Annotated in this window: 25 protein-coding genes, 1 tRNA gene and 1 pseudogene; 25 read left to right on the forward strand and 2 right to left on the reverse strand. The window is 60.8% G+C overall.

The window, feature by feature from the left end; translation table 11 throughout:
- The first annotated feature begins 40 nt into the window (after positions 1-40).
- The 10 genes from P8L30_00230 (at position 41) to lipB (ending at position 9,072) form a co-directional block, all read left to right on the forward strand.
- Complete coding sequence (locus P8L30_00230; protein MDG2238632.1) at positions 41-511, forward strand: phosphoribosyltransferase family protein; 471 nt, start codon at positions 41-43, stop codon at positions 509-511.
- Between the two features lie 60 nt (positions 512-571).
- Positions 572-1,600 carry a type I glyceraldehyde-3-phosphate dehydrogenase gene (gene gap, locus P8L30_00235; GenBank protein MDG2238633.1) on the forward strand — a complete coding sequence of 343 codons (1,029 nt, stop codon included), beginning with the start codon at positions 572-574 and terminating at the stop codon, positions 1,598-1,600.
- Positions 1,601-1,730: 130 nt separating this feature from the next.
- Positions 1,731-2,207 (forward strand): sigma-70 family RNA polymerase sigma factor, encoded by a 477-nt coding sequence (locus tag P8L30_00240; protein ID MDG2238634.1) that lies wholly within the window; start codon positions 1,731-1,733, stop codon positions 2,205-2,207.
- A gap of 248 nt (positions 2,208-2,455) precedes the next feature.
- Entirely contained in the window at positions 2,456-3,676 is a 1,221-nt protein-coding gene (locus P8L30_00245; protein MDG2238635.1) for a phosphoglycerate kinase, read from the forward strand.
- Positions 3,667-4,416 carry a triose-phosphate isomerase gene (gene tpiA / locus P8L30_00250; protein ID MDG2238636.1) on the forward strand — a complete coding sequence of 250 codons (750 nt, stop codon included), beginning with the start codon at positions 3,667-3,669 and terminating at the stop codon, positions 4,414-4,416. Before P8L30_00245 ends, tpiA begins: the two co-directional genes overlap by 10 nt.
- A 47-nt stretch (positions 4,417-4,463) precedes the next feature.
- A complete protein-coding gene (gene secG, locus P8L30_00255) occupies positions 4,464-4,853 on the forward strand; it encodes a preprotein translocase subunit SecG (GenBank protein MDG2238637.1) in 390 nt (129 codons plus the stop codon).
- 40 nt (positions 4,854-4,893) lie between these two features.
- The gene (locus P8L30_00260) at positions 4,894-5,943 is read left to right on the forward strand and encodes a thiamine pyrophosphate-dependent dehydrogenase E1 component subunit alpha (protein ID MDG2238638.1); all 1,050 of its coding nucleotides are present in this window, start codon (positions 4,894-4,896) and stop codon (positions 5,941-5,943) included.
- Positions 5,944-5,951: 8 nt separating this feature from the next.
- Positions 5,952-6,974, forward strand: coding sequence for an alpha-ketoacid dehydrogenase subunit beta (locus P8L30_00265; GenBank protein MDG2238639.1), 1,023 nt, complete (start codon positions 5,952-5,954; stop codon positions 6,972-6,974).
- A gap of 75 nt (positions 6,975-7,049) precedes the next feature.
- Positions 7,050-8,408 carry a dihydrolipoamide acetyltransferase family protein gene (locus tag P8L30_00270; protein ID MDG2238640.1) on the forward strand — a complete coding sequence of 453 codons (1,359 nt, stop codon included), beginning with the start codon at positions 7,050-7,052 and terminating at the stop codon, positions 8,406-8,408.
- A 10-nt stretch (positions 8,409-8,418) separates the two neighbouring features.
- Positions 8,419-9,072, forward strand: a complete 654-nt coding sequence (gene lipB, locus P8L30_00275) for a lipoyl(octanoyl) transferase LipB (protein ID MDG2238641.1) — start codon at positions 8,419-8,421, stop codon at positions 9,070-9,072.
- Positions 9,073-9,122: 50 nt separating this feature from the next.
- Here the strand turns inward: lipB and P8L30_00280 are convergent, their stop codons facing one another.
- Positions 9,123-9,707 (reverse strand): ribonuclease HI, encoded by a 585-nt coding sequence (locus tag P8L30_00280; protein ID MDG2238642.1) that lies wholly within the window; start codon positions 9,705-9,707, stop codon positions 9,123-9,125.
- A 168-nt stretch (positions 9,708-9,875) separates the two neighbouring features.
- On the opposite strand from P8L30_00280, the gene carA reads away from it, so the two are divergent.
- The 13 genes from carA (at position 9,876) to P8L30_00345 (ending at position 21,040) form a co-directional block, all read left to right on the forward strand.
- On the forward strand, positions 9,876-10,988 hold the full coding sequence (carA, locus tag P8L30_00285) for a glutamine-hydrolyzing carbamoyl-phosphate synthase small subunit (GenBank protein MDG2238643.1): 1,113 nt from the start codon (positions 9,876-9,878) through the stop codon (positions 10,986-10,988).
- A 121-nt stretch (positions 10,989-11,109) separates the two neighbouring features.
- Positions 11,110-11,403: an integration host factor subunit beta gene (locus tag P8L30_00290; protein ID MDG2238644.1), complete on the forward strand. Its 294-nt coding sequence runs from the start codon at positions 11,110-11,112 to the stop codon at positions 11,401-11,403.
- A 58-nt stretch (positions 11,404-11,461) separates the two neighbouring features.
- Complete coding sequence (locus P8L30_00295) at positions 11,462-12,019, forward strand: RNA polymerase sigma factor (protein ID MDG2238645.1); 558 nt, start codon at positions 11,462-11,464, stop codon at positions 12,017-12,019.
- A complete protein-coding gene (locus P8L30_00300; protein MDG2238646.1) occupies positions 12,016-12,492 on the forward strand; it encodes a zf-HC2 domain-containing protein in 477 nt (158 codons plus the stop codon). The genes P8L30_00295 and P8L30_00300 overlap by 4 nt, the downstream gene beginning before the upstream one ends.
- Positions 12,489-13,055 (forward strand): hypothetical protein, encoded by a 567-nt coding sequence (locus P8L30_00305; GenBank protein ID MDG2238647.1) that lies wholly within the window; start codon positions 12,489-12,491, stop codon positions 13,053-13,055. The genes P8L30_00300 and P8L30_00305 overlap by 4 nt, the downstream gene beginning before the upstream one ends.
- 57 nt (positions 13,056-13,112) lie before the next feature.
- On the forward strand, positions 13,113-13,364 hold the full coding sequence (locus P8L30_00310) for a MoaD/ThiS family protein (protein ID MDG2238648.1): 252 nt from the start codon (positions 13,113-13,115) through the stop codon (positions 13,362-13,364).
- Positions 13,364-13,813, forward strand: coding sequence for a molybdenum cofactor biosynthesis protein MoaE (locus P8L30_00315; GenBank protein MDG2238649.1), 450 nt, complete (start codon positions 13,364-13,366; stop codon positions 13,811-13,813). Before P8L30_00310 ends, P8L30_00315 begins: the two co-directional genes overlap by 1 nt.
- A complete protein-coding gene (gene moaA / locus P8L30_00320; protein MDG2238650.1) occupies positions 13,810-14,790 on the forward strand; it encodes a GTP 3',8-cyclase MoaA in 981 nt (326 codons plus the stop codon). The genes P8L30_00315 and moaA overlap by 4 nt, the downstream gene beginning before the upstream one ends.
- A gap of 94 nt (positions 14,791-14,884) precedes the next feature.
- The gene (gene mdh / locus P8L30_00325; GenBank protein ID MDG2238651.1) at positions 14,885-15,823 is read left to right on the forward strand and encodes a malate dehydrogenase; all 939 of its coding nucleotides are present in this window, start codon (positions 14,885-14,887) and stop codon (positions 15,821-15,823) included.
- Between the two features lie 210 nt (positions 15,824-16,033).
- Positions 16,034-16,106: transfer RNA gene (locus P8L30_00330), tRNA-Asn, on the forward strand.
- 799 nt (positions 16,107-16,905) lie between these two features.
- Positions 16,906-19,779 (forward strand): prolyl oligopeptidase family serine peptidase, encoded by a 2,874-nt coding sequence (locus P8L30_00335; GenBank protein ID MDG2238652.1) that lies wholly within the window; start codon positions 16,906-16,908, stop codon positions 19,777-19,779.
- Between the two features lie 242 nt (positions 19,780-20,021).
- Positions 20,022-20,492, forward strand: coding sequence for an FKBP-type peptidyl-prolyl cis-trans isomerase (locus tag P8L30_00340; protein MDG2238653.1), 471 nt, complete (start codon positions 20,022-20,024; stop codon positions 20,490-20,492).
- A gap of 80 nt (positions 20,493-20,572) precedes the next feature.
- Complete coding sequence (locus P8L30_00345) at positions 20,573-21,040, forward strand: FKBP-type peptidyl-prolyl cis-trans isomerase (protein ID MDG2238654.1); 468 nt, start codon at positions 20,573-20,575, stop codon at positions 21,038-21,040.
- Positions 21,041-21,222: 182 nt separating this feature from the next.
- Here P8L30_00345 and dcd read toward each other — a convergent pair whose 3' ends face one another.
- Complete coding sequence (dcd, locus tag P8L30_00350) at positions 21,223-21,768, reverse strand: dCTP deaminase (protein ID MDG2238655.1); 546 nt, start codon at positions 21,766-21,768, stop codon at positions 21,223-21,225.
- Positions 21,769-21,997: 229 nt separating this feature from the next.
- Between dcd and ndhC the strand changes: the two genes are divergently transcribed.
- Together ndhC and P8L30_00360 are read left to right on the forward strand one after the other, a co-directional pair.
- Complete coding sequence (ndhC, locus tag P8L30_00355) at positions 21,998-22,354, forward strand: NADH-quinone oxidoreductase subunit A (GenBank protein MDG2238656.1); 357 nt, start codon at positions 21,998-22,000, stop codon at positions 22,352-22,354.
- Between the two features lie 44 nt (positions 22,355-22,398).
- Positions 22,399-22,848, forward strand: a pseudogene (locus P8L30_00360) (NADH-quinone oxidoreductase subunit B).
- Positions 22,849-22,911: the final 63 nt, after the last annotated feature.

Raw genomic sequence — 22,911 nt, forward strand, 5'->3', positions numbered from 1 at the left:
CCGCTACGCCTATGTGCTTCACGGCCCCGTCTCCGATCTTGTGCACTCTCTCAAGTATGAGGGATGGGCGGAACTCGCGCCGACTATGGGAGACGCTCTCGCGCGAGTGTCCCTTCCAGAAATCGCTGCGCCCACTGTTGTGACGCCAATGCCGACCACTTCAGCGCGGGCCCGAACGAGAGGGTACAACCAAGCTGGACTGTTAGCCGGGCAGGTAGCGCAGCTCAAGCGATTGCCACTCGTTGAAGCGTTGCAGCGCTCGAGCGCTGCACGGTCGCAGACTTCGCTGCATCCGTCGGAGCGCCACGCGAACGTCCGGGGGGCCTTCAGTGTGCATCCCCCGGAACGCGAAGCCGTCCAGGGCGCCCATGTGCTGCTTGTCGATGACGTGCTCACGACCGGTGCCACGGCGAGTGCCGCTGCGTCCGAACTCACCGCTGCAGGCGCACGCGCAGTGACGACTCTCGCGTTCGCCCGGGCACTACCGGCGGGGCTCCACTCCTCGCGGTAGATGTTATCTTTTGCGCCTAATATCGACCTTATCCCCAATCGAGATGTCAGGAGTCCCCCCATGGCAATCCGGGTAGCTATCAACGGGTTCGGCAGGATCGGCCGGAACGTTCTTCGCAGTGCCAAGCAGTCTGGTCGTACCGACGTCGATGTCGTCGCTGTCAACGATCTCACGAATGCCAAGACACTGGCCCATCTCCTGAAGTACGATTCCGTGCATGGGTCCTACCCAGGGACGGTCGAACTCTCGGACGGTGGGATGGTGGTCGACGGGGACGAGATCAAGGTCCTCAGCGAGCGGGATCCGGCCACATTGCCCTGGGCCGAGCTCGGCGTCGACATTGTCATTGAAGCGACGGGCTTCTTCAGTGACCGCGATGGCGCTGCGAAACACCTGGAAGCGGGAGCGAAGAAGGTCATCATCTCCGCTCCGGGGAAAAACGAGGATGTCACCATCGTGCTCGGCGTGAACCAAGACGTGTACGACGCGGAGAACCACCATGTGATCTCGAACGCGAGTTGCACGACGAACTGTCTCGCTCCCGTGGTCAAAGTCCTAAGTGAGGTGTTTGGCTTCCGGCATGGCTTGATGACCACCATCCACGCGTATACGAACGATCAGAGCATCCTGGATCTGCCGCACTCTGACCTTCGGCGCGCGCGCGCGGCCGGCATGTCCATGATTCCGACGACGACCGGAGCAGCAAAGGCGACGGGTCTCGTTCTCCCTGAGGTCGCCGGCCGTATCGATGGGATGTCCATCCGCGTCCCGACGCCGGACGTCTCGCTGGTGGACCTGGTCGCAGAGGTCGAGAAGGACACCACAATTGAGGAGGTCAATGCAGCCATGGTGGCCGCTGCGGACGGACCGCTGAAGGGGATCCTCGCTGTATCTCACGAGCCCCTCGTCTCCATCGACTACACGGGCGATCCGCACAGCTCCACAGTCGACGCGCTTTCGACGTCTGTGATGAACGGTCGCATGGTGAAGATCCTCTCGTGGTACGACAACGAATGGGGTTATTCGAATCGTGTCGTGGACCTCGTGAAGTACATCGGAGACCGCCTTCCTGGAGCGGCTGACGCCTAGGTCGACGGAGGCCTTCGTGATGGCACCGAGAAGGTAGGTAGGCCAAAACATTCGCGCCTCGTTCGTACTAGGGGTGTAAGGCGAATGGATACGTCCGCGTATCCCATGGTGATGCAAACACAAACGAAAGGTGTCCGACCCAGGGATCCGCACCGCGCCGGCGGGCTCGCCCGGGAAGTTCCCTCAGGATGTTTCGGAGTGGTTTCGCGAGCACCAAACTGCGGTCTTCCGGTATGTACGATTCCGCGTAGCCACGCGTGAGGCCCCTGACGACGTAACGTCCTCGGTTTTCAAGAAGGCGTTGCCGTCGTTCGACCGGTATAACGAAGAGCGAGCTTCACCGAGGACGTGGCTCCTCAGGATCGCTCGAAGCGCGGTCACCGATCACCTACGGGCGCTCAAGCGTCGCGGCTCGTTGCACGTTTCACTGGACCGGATCCCGGATTTGGTCCCGAACGTGCCCTCTGCGGAGGAACGGGTGATCAGGCAGGAGAGGATCCAACGGCTACTCAATGGAAGTCAGGAACTCCGTTCGGGGATGGATGCAGCGACTCGGCTGAAGTCTGGGTCCGATACGTCTCGCGGGAGAAGAGAAGGGGTTCCGTGAGAAGTGGGAGCGCCGTCCTGACGCTGCGGGTTCGATTCGCGAATTCTTGACCGGAGCATTGACCGACGTTTCGCCGGGCCGACACATGCTCAGGATTGTCATTGACGTCCATTAAATCGGTGTCGTCGTGGTCTCTGAACGTGATCTGGATCGACGGGAAGAGCTTTAGACGAAGCGACGTTCGCGTAGTGATTTCGACGAGGGCTCGGGGCGTACCGCCGCGGGCTCTCCTTCGATAGCTTCGCCGGATGAAGACGACAATCACCGACCTCGACCCTGCTGCACTGTCAGGGCGCAACGTGCTCGTCCGCTCGGATCTCAACGTCCCCATGGAGTCCGGGGCGATCGCGGACGATCAGCGTATCCAAGCCTCGCTCCCCACGCTCCAGCTGCTTCGTGACGCGGGAGCCAGGATCGTGGTGTTGTCCCACTTGGGAAGGCCCAAGGGAGTCCCGAACCCGGAGTTCTCGCTTGCAGTTGTCTCGGAGCGGTTGTCGGAGCTGCTCAAAACACCGGTTCACTTCGTGTCTGATCCGATCGGCGAGGGCGGGGAATCGATTGTGGACGAGCTCAGAGCTGGAGAGGTCGCTCTGCTTGAGAACACCCGCTTCTTCCCGGGTGACACGGCGAATGAGGCAGAGTTGGCCACCAGATGGGCAGGACTAGGCGACCTCTTCGTGAATGATGCGTTCGGTGCCGCGCATCGTGCTCACGCCTCGACCGCCGGACTCGCCAGCAAGGTTCGGGCGAGGGGCGGTATCGCCGTCGCGGGGTTACTGATGGCCAAGGAACTCCGCTTCCTCGGGGAGGCTCTCAGGAATCCGGAGCGGCCGTTCGTGGCCATTCTCGGAGGCGCAAAGATCTCAGGTAAAATCGACGTTGTGTCGGCGCTTCTGCCGAAGGTCGATCATCTTCTGATCGGTGGCGCGATGGCCAACACGTTCTTTCGAGCGCTTGGGCACGATACCGGTGGGTCGCTGGTCGAGCCGGACCGCATCGACATGGCACGGGAACTCATTGAGCGAGCCGGAGAGAAGTTGGTGCTGCCGGTAGATGCGGTGGTTACAGATCGAATCGAAAAGGGTGCCGCGACTCGAGTCGTTACCTTGGACGCCGTCGCGGACGGTGACATCATCATTGATGTTGGTCCGGAGACCGTAGCGTTGTTCACGGGACTCATTGGGAGTGCGCAGACGGTCGTCTGGAACGGCCCAATGGGGGTCTTCGAGATCCCAGCCTTCGCGCGGGGCACGATCCAGGTAGCGAAGGCCTTGGCAGACGTGTGCGACCGGGGTGCGATAGGTATCACTGGAGGAGGGGACTCTGCCGCCGCTGCGGAAGAAGCAGGAGTGGCCCATCGTCTCACCCACGTTTCGACCGGCGGTGGTGCGTCTTTGGAGTTGTTGGCTGGGCGCGCGCTGCCGGGCGTAGAATCGCTGAATGACAAGGACGATGTCGAATGGCCGTAATCGCTGGAAATTGGAAAATGCACATGACGCCGCGGGAGACCGAGGCTTTCTTTACCGCCCTCGACTTGACCGAGGTCGTGGCCCACAACGAATTCATCATCTTCCCGCCGGTGGCCTCCTTGGCTGTTGCCGCAGCGTGCGGGGCCCGCGACCCGAGGATCCAACTGGGCATCCAGAACATGCACTGGGAGGAACAGGGCGCGTTTACGGGGGAGACATCGGGACAGATCGCGGTTGAGGCCGGCGCGAGCTTCGCACTCATCGGCCATTCCGAGCGGAGACACGTGTTCGGTGAGACCGACGCTCAGGTCGCGCTTAAGGTGGTTGCCGCGAGGCGCGATGGATTGATTCCGGTCATCTGCGTAGGAGAGACGCTTGAAGAGCGCAGAGCCGGGCGGGTAGATGAGGTGATTCTGCGGCAGCTAGCTGCCGCAGTGCAGGCGCTCAAGGGAGGTGAAGGGCGCTTTCTGGTCGCGTATGAGCCCGTGTGGGCGATCGGTACTGGCGAAACGGCGACCCCGGAAGACGCCGCAGCGGCTCATGCGACACTGCGGGCGGAACTGGAAAGCACCATTGGCATCGCTGCGGCTCTGCGCACTCCGCTGCTCTACGGAGGCTCTGTTAACGCCGCCAATGCTGCAGATCTGTTGGCGGCCGCTGAGGTCGATGGGGTTCTCGTCGGGGGTGCCAGCTTGGATGCCATGTCGTTCACGGGAATCGCTGCTGCGGGCGCTGGATAAGCCCCGTTGACACTCTAGGAAGGCTCATCGACGTTTAGCGTCTCACTTTGACGGGAAAATTCAGTCAGATGTACGGATTCTTGCTCGCCGCCCTCGTTCTGGACGGCATCTTCATGACGGTCGTGATCCTGCTCCAGTCGGGTAAAGGCGGAGGCCTCGCAGCTGTAGGCGGTGGTGGTGGTGGTGCCGGGATGACCGAGGGTGTCCTCGGTGGTCGCCAGGCTGCCACGGTGCTTACGCGTTCCACCTGGATCGCGGGGACGATCTTTATGGTGCTCGCACTCGTGCTGTCGATCATGTCGTCTCGCGCCCAGGCGCCGACGTCTGTCATTCAGGTGACAGCTCCTGCATCCGCTCCGGCTCCTGTCCTTCCCGGACTCGGTGACCAGCCTGTGGGTGATCCAGCCGCTACAGATCCCGGAAACGCCGGCAACTAACGGCCGCCCGGCCCGGACGAACTCTTCGACCCCGTGAGCCGTGTCTGAATCCTTCCCCGTCGGGCTCGACCGAAATGGTCTGCTCGCTCTGTATCGCGCCCTAAGACTCACGCGCGCCGCAGAAGAACGCCTTGAAATCCTGCAGAAGCAGGGCCACGTGACTGGCGGACTTTACCGTTCGCTTGGTCAGGAAGCCGGATCTGTTGGTGCGGCATACGCCCTGTCGCGACGGGACGACGGGACAGGCGACTTTCTAGCGCAAACAGTTCGAGCCGCCGGTGCGCTCTTCCTGTTCGGTGGTGAACTCGTTGATTTTTTCCGGCAATACATGGCACGCGCCACGAGCCCGACCAAGGGGCGCGAGGCGAACGTACACTGGGTCGACTATGCGAAGGGCTTCGTGGGCCCCGTGTCTCCCCTCGGCACGATGCTCGAGGTCATGGCCGGAATCACGCTCTCGTTCAAGCTACGGGGGGAACAACGCGTCGGAATGGTCTTCTACGGCGACGGTGCTTCCTCAACCGGGGCCTGGCATGAGGGATTGAACTTCGCAGCGGTTCAGCGGTGTCCTCTGATTCTCATGGTCGAGGCGAACCAGTTTGCGTTCTCCTCTCCAACCTCGACGAACACCCGGGTTGAGAGCTTCGTCGAAAAGGCTCCTGGGTACGGAATCGGGGCCGAATCAGTCGACGGGACCGATGTCATCGCAGTGTATGAAGCTGTCTCTCGGTCCGCCGAGCGCGCGCGAGCCGGAGAGGGCACGCAGATGGTGGAACTCCGGTACTTCCGTCGCTTGGGGCACGCGCAGCACGATAGCCAAGAGTATGTGGACCCGGCTTTGATTTCTGAGTGGGCGAAGAAGGACCCGATCGATTGCTTCCAGGCACGCATACTCGAGAACGGTTGGGCTGCCGCAGACGAGCTCGACGCGATTCGCGTCGAGGTTGAAGCGGCCTGTCAGGCAGCAGCTGAGCAGGCGATCGGCGAGCCCCTTCCGGAAGGACCCGACGCCGTCGATGATGTCTATACGGATGTTGTGACCCCACACCCCTGGACTCGGAGCGCGAGCTCCGACTCCAGGCTCGCTTGAGGAGCCGCATGGACCAGTCTGTACCCGAGCACTTGCTGAAGACCCGACGACGTGAGCCTGTGACGATGCTCGAGGCCCTGAGCGAGGGGATCTTCGAGGAGATGGTGCGGGACGACCAAGTGTTTCTCATGGGTGAGGACATCGGGGCGTATGGGGGGGCCTTCAAGGTGACCCGTGGCTTCCTGGATCATTTTGGTGAACAACGTGTGATTGATACGCCGATTGCCGAGGGTGGCTTTACGGGAGCAGCTGCGGGCGCAGCGCACATGGGTCTGAGGCCCGTGGTGGAGATCCAGTTCATGGATTTCATCTCGCCGGCCTACGACGTGATCACCAATTACATCGCGACATCGCTTTACCGAGGAGCGGGGCCGATGCCACTCGTGATCCGGGGGCCGGTCGGCGGCGGGAATCGTGGCGGCCCGTTCCATTCGCAGAATGTGGAAATGGCGTTCTTTCATACGCCGGGTCTCAAGATCGTGTACCCCAGTACGGCGTATGACGCGAAGGGACTCATCAAGTCCGCGATACGCGACGACAATCCGGTCCTCTTCGAGGAGCATAAGGGTCTCTACCGGGCCCCCGCGCTGCGGGAAGTGCTCCCTGATGAAGACTACGTTGTGCCGCTGGGGAAGGCGCGTACCGTCCGTGAGGGGAAGGATCTAACGATCGTGACCTACGGAGCGATGGTCCACAAATCAGTCGAAGCCGCCGAGACTCTTTCGGATGAAGGGGTCAGCGTAGAGGTCATCGACCTGCGGACGCTCCTCCCGATGGACGAAGAGGCGATTATCGACTCCGTGAAGCGCACAGGTAAGCTCCTCGTTGTACACGAGGACACGCGCACCGGTGGGATCGCGGGTGAGATCGCGATGCGCGTCAGCGAGCAGGCGTTCGAATGGTTGGACGGGCCCATGCTAAGGGTGACCGCGATCGATGCTCCTGTACCGTATTCGGGCTCGCTGGAAGACTACTTCTTGCCCCAGACCGACGATGTTCTCAAGGCAGCCCGTTATCTTGCTGGCTACTAGGGCTGCCGCGAGGTTTCCCGTTGCGCCATGAGAACTGGCACATAGCAGATAACGATCAAAGTGGAGTGACCGAGCGTGGCTCGTATTGAAGTTCCGATGCCCCAGATGGGCGAGTCCATTGCCGAGGGCACAGTTTCTCAGTGGATGAAACAAGTCGGCGACGCCGTCGAACGTGACGAGCCGATCTTGGAGATCTCGACCGACAAGGTTGATGCAGAGATCCCGGCGCCTTCGTCCGGCACCCTCGTTGAGATTGTTGTCCCGGAAGGCGAGACCGTCGAAGTCGGCACGATCGTCGCCTACATCGAGACCGAGGCTGGCGCGGCCGTCGCCGCACCTGCGGCTGCTGCTGCGGAGGCCCCCGCGGCCGAAGCACCTGCAGCACGGACTGCGCCTCCAGTAGCAGCTCCTGTGGTCGAGACCCCTGCGGCAAGCGGTGGCGATCAGAGCGCTGAAGAGCGCCTCAGGACTCGATCCACTCCCGTCGTGCGGAAGATCGCCGAAGAGCATGGGATCGACATCGTGAGTGTGTCTGGGTCAGGCCACGCGGGCCGCGTGACCAAGCAAGATATTCTGGACTTCATCGAGTCAGGGGCTTCCGCGCCTCCTGCGGTTCCCGCGGCTCCTGCGCCTGCGGCGCCAGCCGCACCCGTGGCTCCCTCGGCTGCGCCGTCTGACCTGTGGAAGCAGTTCTACGGGGAGGTAAAGCACCCGGAGTACCCAGTGCGCGCGGCGGACCGGGTCGAAGGCATGGACCGCATGCGCCGCCTCACGGCAGAGCACATGGTTCTCGCCAAGCGGGTGACCCCGCATGTGCATTCGTTCATCGAGATCGACTTCTCTTCGATCGATCGCATCAGGGCTGCCAACAAGGCACGCTGGGCAGCTCAGGGTGCAAGAGTCAGCTACACTGCATTCGTGGCTTGGGCTGTTTCTCGTGTCCTGCGCGAATTCCCGATGGTCAACTCGGCTGTGTCCGGAAACAACGTGATCTTCCGGGGCAACGTGAACCTCGGCATGGCCGTCGACTTGAATCCCGGCCTGATCGTTCCGGTTGTCCACGACGCGGACCACCTTGGACTCATCGGAGTCGGCAACAAGATCGTGGACGTGGCAACGCGTGCACGTGACAAGAAGCTCATGCCTGATGAAATCCAGGGGGCCACCTTCACGATTACCAACCCAGGTGTCCTAGGCACCCTGGTTGGATTGCCGGTGATTCCTAAGGGCACCTCCGCGATTCTGGGCACAGGTGCGATCGAAAAGAAGGTCGTCGTTGTGACCGATCCAGAGACGGGCGCCGATGTGATGGCGATTCGTAAGCGGTCGCTTTTCTCGCTGGGTTACGATCACCGAATCGTGGACGGCGCCGACGCTGCCCGCTTCCTGGCAGCGTTGAAGGTGATGCTCGAGGATTTCCCAGAGGACGCGTGATCTCGGGAAGGTGAGGCCGCTCGACGTTAGGCGCCTCGGTGTCGTGTCCTATGCGGACGGGCTCGACCTCCAAGCTGAATTGGTGGTCGCCCGTCGAGCGGGCGATATCCCAGATACGCTTCTTCTTCTCGAGCATCCACACGTCATCACGCTCGGCTCTGGGTCACGACATGAGCACGTCCTGGCGGATGCTGACGAGCGCGCGGCGCGGGGAATCGAGCTGTTCGAGACGGGCAGGGGTGGAGATGTGACCTATCACGGGCCTGGCCAGCTCGTGGCGTATCCCGTTTTGGACCTCAAGCCAGACCGGAAGGACCTTCATCGCTACCTGCGCGACCTGGAGTCGATGCTGATCCGTGTAGCGGGTGCGTTCACTATCGACGCCCTGCGAAGTGAAGGTCTGACCGGTGTGTGGACCGACGTCGGCAAACTCGCTGCGATCGGTGTGCGTGTGTCTTCAGGATGGATCACGTCCCACGGTGTGGCGCTCAACGTCTCGACGGACTTGGACTACTTCCAGACCATCGTGCCCTGTGGGATCGCGGATCGTGAGGTAACCTCGCTGGAGCGTGAGTTGGGGCGTTCAGTGCCGATGGATGAGGCCTCGGAAGCACTCGTAGAGGCGTTCTGTGGCGTGTTCGAACGAGAGGCTATTGTGGCCTAGCCAACAACATTGACGCTCGTGTCACGCACCGGGACCTCGGGTACCGCGGGCTAGCCCACCGGGTACCGATCCGCCGGAGCCTGAAACTCCATGTACTCCATGAAGAGGCCTTTCTTTTCGCGCCGGCCGTCGAGCCATTCTTGAAAGCCGGATGCGACCAATCCACCGGAATCGGACTGATCCTTCGCGGCGGTGGTAGCCAGGAAATCCACGTATTCGTTCTCAGGGTGTCCGTCGTGGCCTCGTACCCAGCGGGCGCGGACGTCGTGATGCTGAATCGCCTGGTCTAGGATTTTCCACAGATCGAGGTTCTCGATGGGGCCGGCCTTTCTTTTCCATCCACGGGCCTTCCAGCCGGGCATCCACTCCATCATGCCTTTCACCAGATACTGGCTGTCTGACACGAAGTGAACGATGCACCTCTTTTTGAGCATCCGGAGCGAGTCGATCGCGCTCCTAAGGGCCATCCGGTTGTTCGTCGTGTCGGGCTCGGAAAGCCAGTAGTCACGTCGTTCCCACACGCCGTCCTTGAAGACCTCGACCATCCCGCCAGCACCGCCCGGTTTGGCGGTCTTCAGGTTCTGGTTACCGAGGCAGGATTCGTCCGCATGGATGTAGACGGGGACGGGGCTCATTCGGGGCTCCTAAGGACTCGTTAGCGGCTCAAGCTAACCCAGCCAACATCGTGTTGGGAGACCGCCGAATCAAACGCTTGACCCCCGCACCCGCATGGGTAGCTTCCAGACGAATTAATCCCGCCGGATCACACCGGAGAGGCACCCCTGGACAGAACGGCCTACCTACTGCTTGAAGACGGACGTCGCTTCGACGGTGACTTCTTCGGCGCTCATGAAGTCGCGCTCGGTGAGGTCGTGTTCAATACGTGCATGACCGGGTACCAAGAGGTGCTCACCGATCCGTCCTACACGGGCCAGCTGGTGACGATGACGTACCCGCTCATCGGCAACTACGGTGCGAACTCTGAGGACTGTGAATCCCCGACGCCGCGGGTGGCGGGCTTCATCGTCCGCGAGGCTTCCCGATTCGACTCCAATTGGCGCTCCGATATCGGCTTCGAAGCCTATCTCCGAGAGAACGGAATCACGGGGATCTCGGACTTGGACACGCGCGCGCTCACGCGGCACATCCGTTCCAAGGGCGCCATGCGTGGGGCGATCGCTCCAGCGGGGATGCCGGAAGCCGAAGTGCTCGAAAAGGTCCACGAGCATCCGCTCATGGAGGGACTCGATTTGGCTTGCGGTGTCTCCACGGATGTCGCGTACGAGGTGCCGGCTGTGGGCGAGGAACGCTTCCATGTGCTGGCGTACGATTTCGGAGTGAAGGCCCACTCGCCCAAGCTCCTCGCCGAGCGGGGCTGCCGCGTTACGGTGATCCCTGCGGACACGCCTGCGGAAGAGATCCTTGCTGATCCGCCCGACGGAATGTTTGTCTCGAACGGACCCGGCGACCCGGCCGCAGTTGCAAAGGCTGAGGCGGCGATCCTCGGCTTGGCGAATGCCGACGTCCCGGTGTTCGGCATCTGCCTGGGGCATCAGCTCATCTGTCGCGCCTTTGGTGCAAACACGTTCAAGCTGCCCTTCGGGCACCATGGTGGGAACCACCCGGTGCGCAGTCTCGACCGCGGCATGGTCGAGATCACGTCACAAAACCACGGCTTCGCGGTCGAGGTAGGGGAGGACGGCGAAATCCCCGGTGCCCCCGACCTGAGACTCACGCACGTGAACCTGTACGACGGCACGGTCGAAGGCGTAGAACACCGCGCGCTGCCAGTCCTCTCGGTGCAGTACCATCCGGAGGCCGCGCCCGGCCCGCACGACAGTCGTTATCTCTTCGATAGTTTCTTGGCGCTCATGGAAGAGAGGCGTGTTGTACGCGCCGAATCGCCGACCGGTTAAGTCTGTCTCCCACAACGACTCTGACAACCTTGCGGCCTCAAAGGGGGCTCGTTACCCTGCCTCCTCCCCAGCCTAGAACGGCGGATCCACGGCCACCTGAGGAAGCTCCTTTGGAGGAAGTATGACGAAGGCAGACTTGGTCGAGCAGGTGGCCGAAGCCATCGGTCCGGGTGTCACCAAGAAGGACTGCGCGCTCGTCGTAGACGGATTTCTAAACGCCGTGAAGCTGGCGATGACGAAAGGCGAGAATATCGAGATCCGGGGTTTCGGGACCTTCAAGGTTCGCAAACGGAAGACGAGAGTCGCGCGGAATCCGCGCACGGGCGACCCGGTCGAGGTCCCCTCCCGTTCCGTCCCTGTGTTCAAGCCATCGAAGCATCTGCGCGCTCGCGTCGCCAAGCTCGACGACCTCTAGCGAATGGAGCCGTTCGGCTCCGTTTAACGTTTCTCGCCTTGTGTGCATCTGACGTTCAGTGAGCGAACTCGAACCGATGGATGACGGACCTTCCGATGAGGAACTGGTCGAACGAGCTCGAGCGGGTGACGAAGCCGCGCTCGGCAAGTTGGTGGAGCGACATCACCCAGCTGCGTTCAGGGTGGCAGTCTCGATGCTTAGAGACGACGATGCCGCACAGGACGTGGTTCAGGATGCCTTCATCAAGGCGTTCCGTGCGCTCCCCGGATTCCGGGGCGACGCCGCCTTTCGGACTTGGATTCTCACGATTACCGCGAACGAAGCGCGAGGTGCGTTTCGTAAGCGAGGTCGACGAAAGGAATCGAATCTGGACGATGTCGGTCCCGTCCCTACGGACGAGAAGGGGCTCGACGAGCAAGTCGTGCTCGCCCAAGAGGCGGCGCGTGCCCGAAGCCTGTTGGAAGAACTACCGGAGAAGCAAAAACTCTCCGTTTCGTTACGAATAGAGGAAGGTTTGAGTTTTAGAGAGATCGGTGAGATCATCGGATCCAGCGAAGGAGCCGCACGAGTGAACTACTTTCATGGTATCCGGCGGCTGAGGGAGTTGATGGAATGAGCGTACCCGAGTGTGAAATCGTGCGGGAGCAAATCCCGTTACACATGAGCGAACAGCTCACGCCCGAAGAGGTCACGGGGCTCGAGCTTCACGTGAGTACGTGTACTGCGTGCGAGGCGGAGTTGGGTCTCGCCGGGGTGTTGTTCGCGACGCGCCCTGTGCCGCCGGCCGGCCTATCGGGCAGGATTCAGGATGCAGTCCGTTACGACAAGCGCTCCGTCCGCCGACCGTGGTGGGGACTCACCGCGGCAGCCGTGGCTGCGTTGGCACTCGGTATCGGCTTCGCGGGAGACGATCCTTCCTTCACGGATCCGATTGTGCCGGAGTATGCATACGAAATGGAAGAGCAGGGGCTCTGGTTGGCCGACGATGGTCTCGTTGCGGGTGCGCCGTCACTCGAGGAATTGACGGACGAAGCTCTCGCACAGTTGCTTGAAGAATTGAGCGTGGGAAGCGCGGGAGGAGCGGCATGATTCGACGGTTGATGGTGTTCGCCACCACGGTGTTTTGCGTGCTTGTTGCTACTCCGCTCGAAGCCCAGCGTGGGCCTCCGATGGGGCGCCGGGGTCAGGACCAGAGTGAGCGACAAAGTGGGGAACGCGCACAGCTCGAGCGTCGGGTTCGGGCCCAGATGGGTGAGATGATAAAACGCCGGCTTGGGCTCACCGAGGAGGAGCATGCGAGTCTCGGCGAAATTGCCGAGGAGTTCATGCCCCTGCGCCGTAGGCTCGCCCGTGTTGAGCAGGCGGTTCGACTGAAGGTCGAAGCGCTCGCCTTGGAGGCGCCCACGAACGACGCCGAGGCGTCTGAGTTGTTGGCGCGATTGGTGGATCTGAGAAGGCAGGACGCCGAGCTGTTCGTGCAGGAACAAGATCGGATGCTTGAGGTGCTGACTCCCCTCCAGGTGCTCCAGATCCATGTGTTACGGGAAGAACTAGGTGAGCGGATCCGAAGGTTGCGCGGCGGTCGGGGGAACCCTGGCGGCAACGGGACGCCAGGACGCCACCAGCTCGGCGACGATGTTTCGGAACGTTGACCTAACGGATGGGGTCTCTCAAGCTCACCCCGTCCTGAAGCACATTCCCCAACGGTCATGACCCTTCCTGTCCGCACGTTGTTTTTTGCTGCGTATCGAGATCGACTCGGGATCGCTGAGCTTGAGGTCGACCTTTTGGCTGGTGCCACCGTGGCGGACCTTGTGGCGGAGTTGAGGGGGCGCGGTGCTCCGTTCGATATTCTCCCTGAGAGCCCAGCGGTCGCAGTGAACCACACCTACGCGTTTCTCGATGAAGAACTCGCGGCGGGTGATGAGGTCGCGTTCATCCCACCGGTCGCGGGCGGCTGATGGTATTCGCTTCGGTATGCACGGACCTGATCGACACGAATGAGGTCCTCACCCGAATCGGTTCCGATCAAGATGGAGCGACTCTGTTATTCCTAGGGGTTGTCCGGGACCATGCCGATGGACGGCCGGTTTCGGGTATGCGTTACGATGCGTATGAGGAGATGGCGACGCCGGTACTTCTCGGAATCGCACAGGAGGCTGCTGACCGAACGGGCTCGGATCGGATCGCTGTAGTGCACCGCTTTGGCGAGCTTTCGATCGGGGACGTGAGTGTGGCAATCGCGGTATCGACGCCTCATCGAGCGGAGGCCTACGATGCGTCCCGATATGTGATCGAGGAGATCAAAAAGCGTCTCCCGGTGTGGAAGAAGGAACACTACACGGACGGTGGCTCAGAATGGGTTGCAGGCACCGTGCCTCCAGGAACCGCGTCCCAAGGCATCTCATGAAGGACCAGTTCGGAAGAACTGTCGAATACCTGAGGGTATCGGTCACCGACAAGTGCAATCTGCGCTGCGTCTACTGTATGCCTCTCGAAGGATTGGATTGGCTCAAGCGGGAGGATCTGCTCAGCTATGAAGAGATTGAGAAGATCGTCCGCACCATGGCGGGTATGGGACTTCGTCGTGTGCGAATCACAGGGGGCGAGCCACTCATTCGACGAGATCTGCCCGACCTCGTAAAGATGATCGCTGCCGTCCCGGGGATCGACGATCTCTCGTTGTCGACGAACGCCGTGTTGCTCGCGGACCAGGCCGAGGCGCTGCGTTCCGCAGGAGTCACTCGGCTCAACATCTCTCTCGATTCGCTGAGACAGGATCGGGTTGACGAGATCTCGCGCAGGCCGGGTTCGTTCCCGAAGATTATGGAAGGCCTCGACGCAGCGGAGGCTGTCGGATTCGATCCCCTCAAGATCAATGTCGTGCTCATTCGTGGGCAGAACGACGATGAGATCGAAGACTTCGCCCGCATCACTCGTGATCGGCCTTGGCACGTGCGATTCATCGAGCTCATGCCGACAGGATCGAATCTAGATCTGAGCACCAACAATTACTTCTCGTGCGCCGATGCCTTGAAACGGGTACGGGCCATCGAAGAGATCGAACCGGTCGACGGGCCGTTCGGCAACGGTCCCGCGACGTACTACCAGTTCCCCAACGCCCGCGGCACCGTTGGTGTGATTACGCCCATGAGTCACAACTACTGTGACCGCTGCAACCGCATGCGTTTGACGGCCTCAGGGGAGCTTCGTCCTTGCCTCTTCGGGGAGCTGCAGACCAATCTCCGTGACGCTCTCCGGGCCGGGGAAGACTTGGTGCCCCTCATCGAGGAAACCCTGCGTATCAAGCCCGAAAGACACTACCTGATCCAGGGGAGTGATTCCGGATCGGGTGGGCTGGTCGCCCTGTCCCAGACCGGCGGGTAGACCTCCGACAGCAGGTCGTTTACACTCCTCATAGGGGTCGTGTCATGGCCCCAGATATCTCCAAGATTATCCTGCCGCGGAGCGGATTTTTGTTATGAGCGTGAAGAAGATCACCGTAGTTGGCGCAGGGCACGTCGGCGCCACCTGCTCACAGCTTTTGGCTCAGAAGGAACTCGCCAAAGAGGTCATCCTCGTCGACATCGCGGATGGTATTCCGCAGGGCAAGGGACTGGATCAGTGGGAGAGTGCTCCCATCGAGGGCTGCGACAGCCGCGTGTATGGTGTGAACGACTACGAGAAGTGCGCAGACTCTGAAATCTTCATCATCACAGCTGGTGTGGCGCGTAAGCCTGGGATGAGTCGCGACGATCTCCTCAAGATCAACGCCGGCGTAATCAAATCGGTTTGTGAAGAGATCAAGCGAGTCGCACCCGAGTCGATCGTGATCATGGTCACGAACCCACTCGACGTCATGGCTCAGGTTGCTCTCGAAACGACTGGCTTCCCGCGTGAGCGTGTGATTGGAATGGCGGGTGTGCTCGACACGGCTCGTTACCGCTCGTTCATCGCGCTTGAGCTGGATGTCTCGATTGAAGACATCCAGGCGCTCGTTCTCGGCGGTCACGGTGACACGATGGTCCCCCTCGCCAGCTACACCTCGGTGAGCGGTATTCCGGTGTCGCAGTTGATGTCACAGGAGCGCATCGATGCCCTCGTTGAGCGAACGCGGAAGGGTGGCGGTGAGATTGTCGCATACCTGAAGACCGGAAGCGCGTACTACGCGCCGGCAGCTGCAGCTGTTCAGATGGCTGAGGCGATCGTGAAGGACAAGAAGCGGATCCTTCCGTGCGCCGCGTGGCTGCAGGGTGAGTACGGCATGAGCGATATGTATCTCGGCGTACCGTGCCAGCTCGGAGAGGGTGGTCTGCAGCGCATTATCGAAGTGGAGTTGCGCGACGAAGAGAAGGCCGCGCTCGAGAACAGTGCGGAGCATGTTCGGTCCACAGTCGCAGCGCTTAAGGCGCTTCAGTAAGCTCTTGTTGACGCCGACCCTAAGAGAGGCCAGAGTGGTCACATGATGCTTCTGCTCAGCACCTCGAATTTGAATCGGAATCGCAATCCCAATCGGGAACGCGGCGAGATGCTCGTGTAGCTGAGTCAGACAGCAAACGAGACGGCCGCGATCCCTGAGAACGGATCGCGGCCGTTTTTGTTGGGGTCTCCCAAAGAGGCCGGAAGTTGATGGGGTGTAGCTCAACTGGCAGAGCGCCTGACTGTTAATCAGGAGGTTGGAGGTTCAAACCCTCCCGCCCCAGTGAAGGAAGATGAAGCGCCCCGGAGCTTTTCAGCTCTGGGGCGCTTCGTGTTCCGGGCCGCTGTGTCTCTAGTGTGTCCCGAGCCGATCTATTCCGGCCGGAATAGCGGGTCCTTCCGGACACTCTCCGGATGGGGGCGTTGTTGCATGGCTCGGGATCGCGAACAGATCCCCCGTCCCCCGAGCGGAACACACGCCACTCGATAGCTGTCGGGCAGACCGAGGTGGGTCATCGTGTTGAGGATCGTGCTCGCGAGTTCTACCTCAATTCGCTGCCCATCCAAGGTCCGGCTTCGCATACTTGTACTGGCTGGGTTTCGGGTACTTCATTGGTGGCGGCCCCGGGTGGCGAGGACTTCGCGTCACCTTGAATCTAAATCCGGGAGCCATGCACCAACGCCGTCAAGCGACGGGATCCGGTGGCCATCCTGCCGCTGATCCTGTCGCGAACGGATCTCGAGTTTCGGCCGACAATCTTATGCCCCCACGTCGGCTCCCAACTGAGTCTCTATCGGACTCCGGGACCGAAATATTCACCGCCAAACAAGCTCATCCGATTCGCTTTCGGATACAAAAGACTCATTTCCAATCACTCTGTCGATCTTTATCTAGACCGACTTCAAGCCCTCTTAGGACCCGGCGGCTTGAAGGTGCGCGACGACTGATACCGTGAGCAATCCTGACCGAAGCAAGCTACGTTGCAGACTGCGCGCCCTATCGTGAGCGCAGTCCAATGACCAAATCCGAGGTTTGAAACCATGACTTTCCGTCACCCGTCACCTCTCTGCGGACGGACGTCGATGCCCCGCGCTATTCACGCTACGGCGGTCACCACAATAGCGCTCGCCCTTTCATTGGCAGCCCTGCCGGTGGCGGCTCAGAACACCTCCGGGATGGCATCGCTGGACCCCACCGACCTCAACCACTGGAAGAGTATTCGCTCGGGTCAGTTCACACCGGACGGGCGATGGTTCGCCTATCAAGTCACGCCGGCCGAGGGGGATGCGGAGGTGGTCGTGCGGCGCACGAATGGTGGTGCTGAGCACCGCTTTCCCATTGGCGAACCGAGTGGCGGCGGTGGCACGTTCGCGTTTGCGACCACCGGACCGATCCAGCTTTCGGCGGACGGACACTGGCTGGCCTTCACGACGTTTCCCACGAAACAGGAGGCAGACGACGCCAATGAGGCGAAGGAGACGCTCCACAACAGCGTCACCATCGTGAATCTGGATACGTGGGAAGAGGACAAGTACGAGGGTGTAAGCGGATTCGAGTTCGCGAGCGACGCCCCCAGGTGGCTGGTGATGCGCAGGGTCGCCGCGGACGAGGCACCCAAGGATACCGGCTCGGGCCTCCTGCTGCTGGATCTAGAGACCGGCGTGCCGTCTCCGATTGGGAGTGTCAGCGACTACGACATCAACGAAAGTGGGGAGTTGCTGGCGTATGCCACACAAGCACCGGACCGGGTGGTGAACGGAATCACGGTCCTGGACCTTCGCACGAACGCAAGCAAGCGCATCGATAGTGAACGCGCGCTTTATTCCCAGCTGTCGTGGGCGGCTGAGGACGGTCAACAGCCGGCTCTCTCCGTGCTGCGCGGCCACATCAGTGAGGCAGACGACACCACCTACGTGGCTGTGGGGTTCACACGATTCGAGGGTGACGTGACGGCCACTGTCGTGGACGCCGCGGAGTTGGGTGATTTCCCGGAAGGCATGCGAATCACGCCCGAACGATCACCCCAGTGGTCCGATGACCGCTCCGCTCTCTTCTTCGGAATCGTGGAGCACGACGACAGCCCGAACGAGGGCGAACGTCCCGACGTAAAACCCGTGGCGGGTACGCCGGGGGCGATGCAGCAGCCAGCGCCGGACCTGGATGAGGACGACTTGCCCAGCCTGGTTCTCTGGCATGGAGACGATTCTCAGCTACAGTCGCGCCAGCAAGTGCAGGAACGGGCAGACGAGCGCTTCAATTTTCTCGCGGCTTATCACGTGTCCGATGGTCGCTTCGTGCGACTGGCCACGGAGACTATGCGCAACGTGACGCTTGCCGCTAACCAGCGGTACGCCGTCGGCTATGACGATACCTCGTACCAACTCCGGGACGGGATCGACGGGGGTCGGCGGCAGGACGTGTATGCCATCGATGTGAAAAGTGGCGAGGCGCATAGCATTATCCCGGCCTTCCGTTGGGGTCTCTCTCTCTCTCCGGACGGCACAAATGTGCTGTACTACGACGAGGGTGACTACCATGTCTACGACTTCGAAAACGGCTCTCACACGAACATCTCAGCTTCGGTTCCGGTGAGCTTCATCAACGTCGCGGACGACCACAATGTCGAGGACCCGCCCATCGGCCCAGTGGGCTGGGCGTCTGACTCGGAGAGCGTACTCCTCACCGATGCGTGGGATGTGTGGAAGGTCGACGCGGACGGCGACGACTACAGCAACCTGACCAAGACAGGCCGCGAGGAGGGTATCCGCTACCGCAGGCCGCTGCGCTACGATCCCGACCAGGACGGCATTGATCTTTCCGAGCCCGTGTACCTGGAGATGTACGGCGAGCGAACGAAGGAGACCGGCCTGGCCAAGCTGACTTCGAACGGGAGAGAGGTCGAGACGCTGCTCTGGGATGACGTTCAACACACCGTTCGCAGAGCCGAGAATACCGAGACTTTCGTTTACACTCGGGAGAGCTTCACGGAGTTTCCTGACGTATGGGCGGCCGAAGACTCGTTCGATGATCCCGTACGTCTGACGAACGCCAACCCCCAACAGACTGATTACGCGTGGTCTGCCGGGACGCGTCTGGTGGATTTCGTCACTGACATGGGCGACTCCCTACAGGCCGCGCTTTACCTGCCGGCCGGGTACCAGGAAGGGGAGAAGTACCCGACGATGGTGTACATCTACGAAAAGCTGTCGCAGAACATGAACCGGTACGTAGTGCCCAACGAGACGCGTGCCTTCAACATCAGCGTCTACACCAGCAGGGGGTACGCAGTGCTCACCCCCGACATCGTGTACAAGATCAACGATCCGGGGATGTCCGCCGTTTGGGCCGTTGTGCCGGCCGTACAGGCTGCGGTGGAAACGGGCATCGTGGACGCCGACAGGGTCGGGCTGCACGGTCACTCGTGGGGCGGCTACCAGACGGCCCAACTGGTTACGCAGACCGACATCTTCGCGAGCGCGATCGCTGGGGCCGCGCTCACCGACATGGTGAGCATGTACAACTCCGTCTACTGGAACTCGGGGAACTCGAACGCGGGGATCTTCGAATCCAGCCAAGGCAGGTTCAGGGGCAGCTATCTGGACAACCACGAGGCCTACCTCCGTAACTCCCCGGCCTTCCACGTGAAGAACGTCACCACGCCCTTGGTACTGCTGCACAATGAGAAGGACGGGGCCGTGGACTTCAACCAGGGCATCACCTTCTACAATTCGCTGCGGGAGCAGGACAAGGACGTCGTGTTACTGCAGTACGTCGGGGAGAACCATGGACTCCGCAACCCCGTCAATCAGCGCGACTACACCGTGCGGATGATGGAGTTTTTCGACCACTACCTGCGCGATATGCCCGCCCCTGACTGGTGGGTGAACGGCGTGCCCCGACTCGAGATGGAGCAACATCTGAAGGATCGGCAGAAGAAGCCGAAGGTGATCTCATAACGGAGTAAGTGCGCATTAGGTAGGCCGCGTGCATCAAAGACTCCGTTCGGTCGGGTTGAGGGATCGTCAATCAAAGTCGTGAGCGCACCCCGGGGTCACTGCGCACCGCTGCCACATGTGGCCTTGCGCCTACTACAAACCGGGCGCGCCCAATCTTCGCACGCCTTTCCCGGAGCCTGTAGCCCGGCCGGTGCCGTATGGGTAGAGTCAGGAGTCCCCAGAAACCAAGAACGATGCGGACTATGAAGCTTTCTAATGCCGTGGCCCTTACAGCACTCCTGACGCTCATGAGCTGTGGTGGCGCGCCGCGGGGCCCGTTGCCGCCCGCAGATCCGGCCATGCTGACCTTTGCCCCCGAGTTAGACATTGATCTGGCCGAGTTCGAGAAGACCTCGTCCGGCTTGTATATCAAAGAACTTTCTCCGGGCACCGGCGCTCGGGCCAATCAGACGAGCCGGGTCTGGATCTATTATGTGGGTTGGCTGCCGGACGGCACCGTGTTCGATGGCGCACTCCAGGGAGACCCGTTCCATTTCCGGTTGGGGGAAGGAGAGGTCATCCGTGGTTGGAACGAAGGGATCGCCGGAATGAGGATCGGAGGTCGGCGCAAACTCGTCGTCCGCCCGGGCCTAGCGTATGGCTCACGGCGCAGAGGTGATGTTCCGCCGGGGGCGACGCTCGTCTTCGAGGTGCAGCTTGTAGATGTGAACTAGGAAACCTCTCACTCTCTAGGGCGTATTTGGCTGCTGTCACGACGAACCGTTGTTCCTATATTCCAGGGCGATCCATTCTCATGCTGTCTAATCGATTCAATTCAGCCCGCTTCGGCGGGATTCTCGCTGCCACACTCCTTCTCGGAGCGTGCGGCGATGATGGAGTCTCTGTGGAAGTTATTGAGGACACCGAATTCGCGGCATCGTTGGAGATCGACCTCGCATCGATGACCAAGACCGCGAGCGGTCTGTACATCGCTCAGGTAATAGAGGGTATCGGGGACGCGATTACCGCTGGTGAGAAGGCCACGGTCTCATACGCCGGCTTCCTCTCTAACGGGTCGTCATTCGACCAGGGCCAGTTCCAGTTTACGCTCGGTGTGGGCCAGGTAGTGGCCGGCTTCGACGAAGGTGTCTTGGGAATGCGTGTCGGAGGGGTTCGTCTGATTGTGATCCCGCCGGCGCTCGGATATGGTGACGCAGGCCAGGGTCCCGTCCCTGCGGGGGCCGTCATGGTGTTCCGTATTGAGTTGCTGTCGATCAGCTAGGGTCCTGTTCTACTTCCGGGGAAGATCGCCCGCGAAGTTCCCTGCTGTATCAATTCACTCGGACAGGTTGGCGTCGTTCTCGACGCCCTCCATGCCTACGTAGACCATGCCCTTCAGCGCACGCCCGGTGAAGTCCATTTCCCGGGCGTGCGGTCAGGTCAATGTCTTGTCGTATGCCCCGATTACATCTTTGGTAGCGTGACGCCGACCTGATTCATGTACTTGCCTTGGCGGTCCGCATATGCCGTTTCCGGCTCCTCGTTGCCCTCGAAGAAGATGAGCTGTGCGATGCCTTCACCACCGTAGACCTTCGCCGGCAAGGGAGTCGTGTTCGAAATCTCGAGCGTAAGATATCCCTCCCACGTCGGCTCGAGCGGCGTCACGTTCACAATCAAGCCACAGCGAGCATACGTCGATTTTCCTACGCAAATGACGAGCACGTTGCGCGGGATGCGGAAGTACTCCTCGGTTCTTGCGAGCGCGAAGGAGTTCGGGGGAATGATGCATTCCGGTCCTACGATGTCGACGAACGAGCGGTCATCGAAGTTCTTTGGATCGACCAAGGAGTTGTGGACGTTCGTGAAGACCTTGAACTCGGGTGAGACTCGGATGTCGTACCCGTACGAAGACACGCCGTACGAGATCTTTCCATCCCGAACTTGACCGGTCTCGAAGGGTTCGATCATCCTGTGCTCTTCACACATTTTACGGATCCACTTGTCGCTCATGACGGACATCGAGATCTCTGCTTCGCTTGGGGGTTCAGGGGTCGGCCGAATGAGCCGATCCTAGTGCTATCTAGGCGTAATGAGGCGCCCAAGATAGATGGGTCGCCCGAGGTCGTGCAAACCAGTGAAAAATAATGAAAAACTGGGATTCGTCTGGTTGACACTTGAGCGGCGCGCTGGGTACCTTTTCGCGTCCGTTAGTGAACTATTTCACAAACCCCGCGGCGCCATGTCGGGAGCCTATCTCCCCCTGCTTTTACTCTTCGGCGTTTCCATCCTCAATGCCATTGGGATGGTCGTCTCGAGTCACATTCTCAACCCGCGCCGCGATACGCCTCAGAAGCTCATGCCTTATGAGTCCGGCATGATCCCTCTTGGGAGTACGCGGGCCCGCTTCTCTGTGAAGTTCTACATGGTAGCGATCAGCTTTATCGTCTTCGATTTGGAGACGATTTTTCTGATCCCATGGGCGGTCCGAATGCGCGAATTGGGGTGGGGGCCGTTCCTTGCGATGAGCATCTTCGTCGTAGTTCTGGCCGTGGGTCTTTTATATGAATGGAAGAAGGGAGGTCTCGAATGGGACTAAAAGACGTACTGCCGGGCAGCGGTCCCTCGGCTACCTCCGGTGGCATCTTTGGCGCCGGGAGCCCGACCTTCCTGACCAGTAAGGTCGATTGGATCATCAACTGGGGCCGGAGGAACTCTCTTTGGCCCATGCCCTTCGGCACCGCATGTTGCGCTATTGAGATGATGGCGTCTGCCGCGTCGAACTACGATCTCGCCCGCTTCGGCATGGAACGCATGTCGTTCAGCCCGCGTCAGGCGGATGTGTTGATCTGCGCTGGACGTGTGCCGTACAAGCTGGCTCCGGTGCTGCGGCGTATCTGGGATCAGATGCCCCAGCCCAAGTGGTGCATTTCCATGGGAGCGTGCGCGAGTTCGGGTGGCGTCTTCGACGTGTACTCGATGGTGCAGGGGATCGACACCATAATTCCGGTGGATGTCTACATCCCTGGGTGCCCACCGCGCCCAGAAGGCCTCATCTATGGCCTCATGATGATCCAAGAGAAGATCCGTCAGGAGTCGTTGACCAAACACTTCGAGCACAGGGCAGAGGATCCAGCCCTGGTTGCGCTGCCGCGT

Source organism: Longimicrobiales bacterium, assembly GCA_029245345.1.
Lineage (GTDB): Bacteria > Gemmatimonadota > Gemmatimonadetes > Longimicrobiales > Gaopeijiaceae > CALFPJ01.

Excerpts from the sequence above, each read along its gene's own strand:
- P8L30_00265 (MDG2238639.1), top strand. The coding sequence starts at position 5,952 with ATGGACCAGTCTGTACCCGAGCACTTGCTGAAGACCCGACGACGTGAG.
- ndhC (MDG2238656.1), top strand. The coding sequence starts at position 21,998 with ATGTCGGGAGCCTATCTCCCCCTGCTTTTACTCTTCGGCGTTTCCATC.
- P8L30_00300 (MDG2238646.1), top strand. The coding sequence starts at position 12,016 with ATGAGCGTACCCGAGTGTGAAATCGTGCGGGAGCAAATCCCGTTACAC.
- dcd (MDG2238655.1), bottom strand. The coding sequence starts at position 21,768 with ATGAGCGACAAGTGGATCCGTAAAATGTGTGAAGAGCACAGGATGATC.
- P8L30_00245 (MDG2238635.1), top strand. The coding sequence starts at position 2,456 with ATGAAGACGACAATCACCGACCTCGACCCTGCTGCACTGTCAGGGCGC.
- P8L30_00335 (MDG2238652.1), top strand. The coding sequence starts at position 16,906 with ATGCCCCGCGCTATTCACGCTACGGCGGTCACCACAATAGCGCTCGCC.
- moaA (MDG2238650.1), top strand. The coding sequence starts at position 13,810 with ATGAAGGACCAGTTCGGAAGAACTGTCGAATACCTGAGGGTATCGGTC.
- P8L30_00280 (MDG2238642.1), bottom strand. The coding sequence starts at position 9,707 with ATGAGCCCCGTCCCCGTCTACATCCATGCGGACGAATCCTGCCTCGGT.
- P8L30_00345 (MDG2238654.1), top strand. The coding sequence starts at position 20,573 with ATGCTGTCTAATCGATTCAATTCAGCCCGCTTCGGCGGGATTCTCGCT.
- P8L30_00310 (MDG2238648.1), top strand. The coding sequence starts at position 13,113 with ATGACCCTTCCTGTCCGCACGTTGTTTTTTGCTGCGTATCGAGATCGA.
- tpiA (MDG2238636.1), top strand. The coding sequence starts at position 3,667 with ATGGCCGTAATCGCTGGAAATTGGAAAATGCACATGACGCCGCGGGAG.
- mdh (MDG2238651.1), top strand. The coding sequence starts at position 14,885 with ATGAGCGTGAAGAAGATCACCGTAGTTGGCGCAGGGCACGTCGGCGCC.
- P8L30_00340 (MDG2238653.1), top strand. The coding sequence starts at position 20,022 with ATGAAGCTTTCTAATGCCGTGGCCCTTACAGCACTCCTGACGCTCATG.
- P8L30_00315 (MDG2238649.1), top strand. The coding sequence starts at position 13,364 with ATGGTATTCGCTTCGGTATGCACGGACCTGATCGACACGAATGAGGTC.
- gap (MDG2238633.1), top strand. The coding sequence starts at position 572 with ATGGCAATCCGGGTAGCTATCAACGGGTTCGGCAGGATCGGCCGGAAC.
- P8L30_00290 (MDG2238644.1), top strand. The coding sequence starts at position 11,110 with ATGACGAAGGCAGACTTGGTCGAGCAGGTGGCCGAAGCCATCGGTCCG.
- P8L30_00305 (MDG2238647.1), top strand. The coding sequence starts at position 12,489 with ATGATTCGACGGTTGATGGTGTTCGCCACCACGGTGTTTTGCGTGCTT.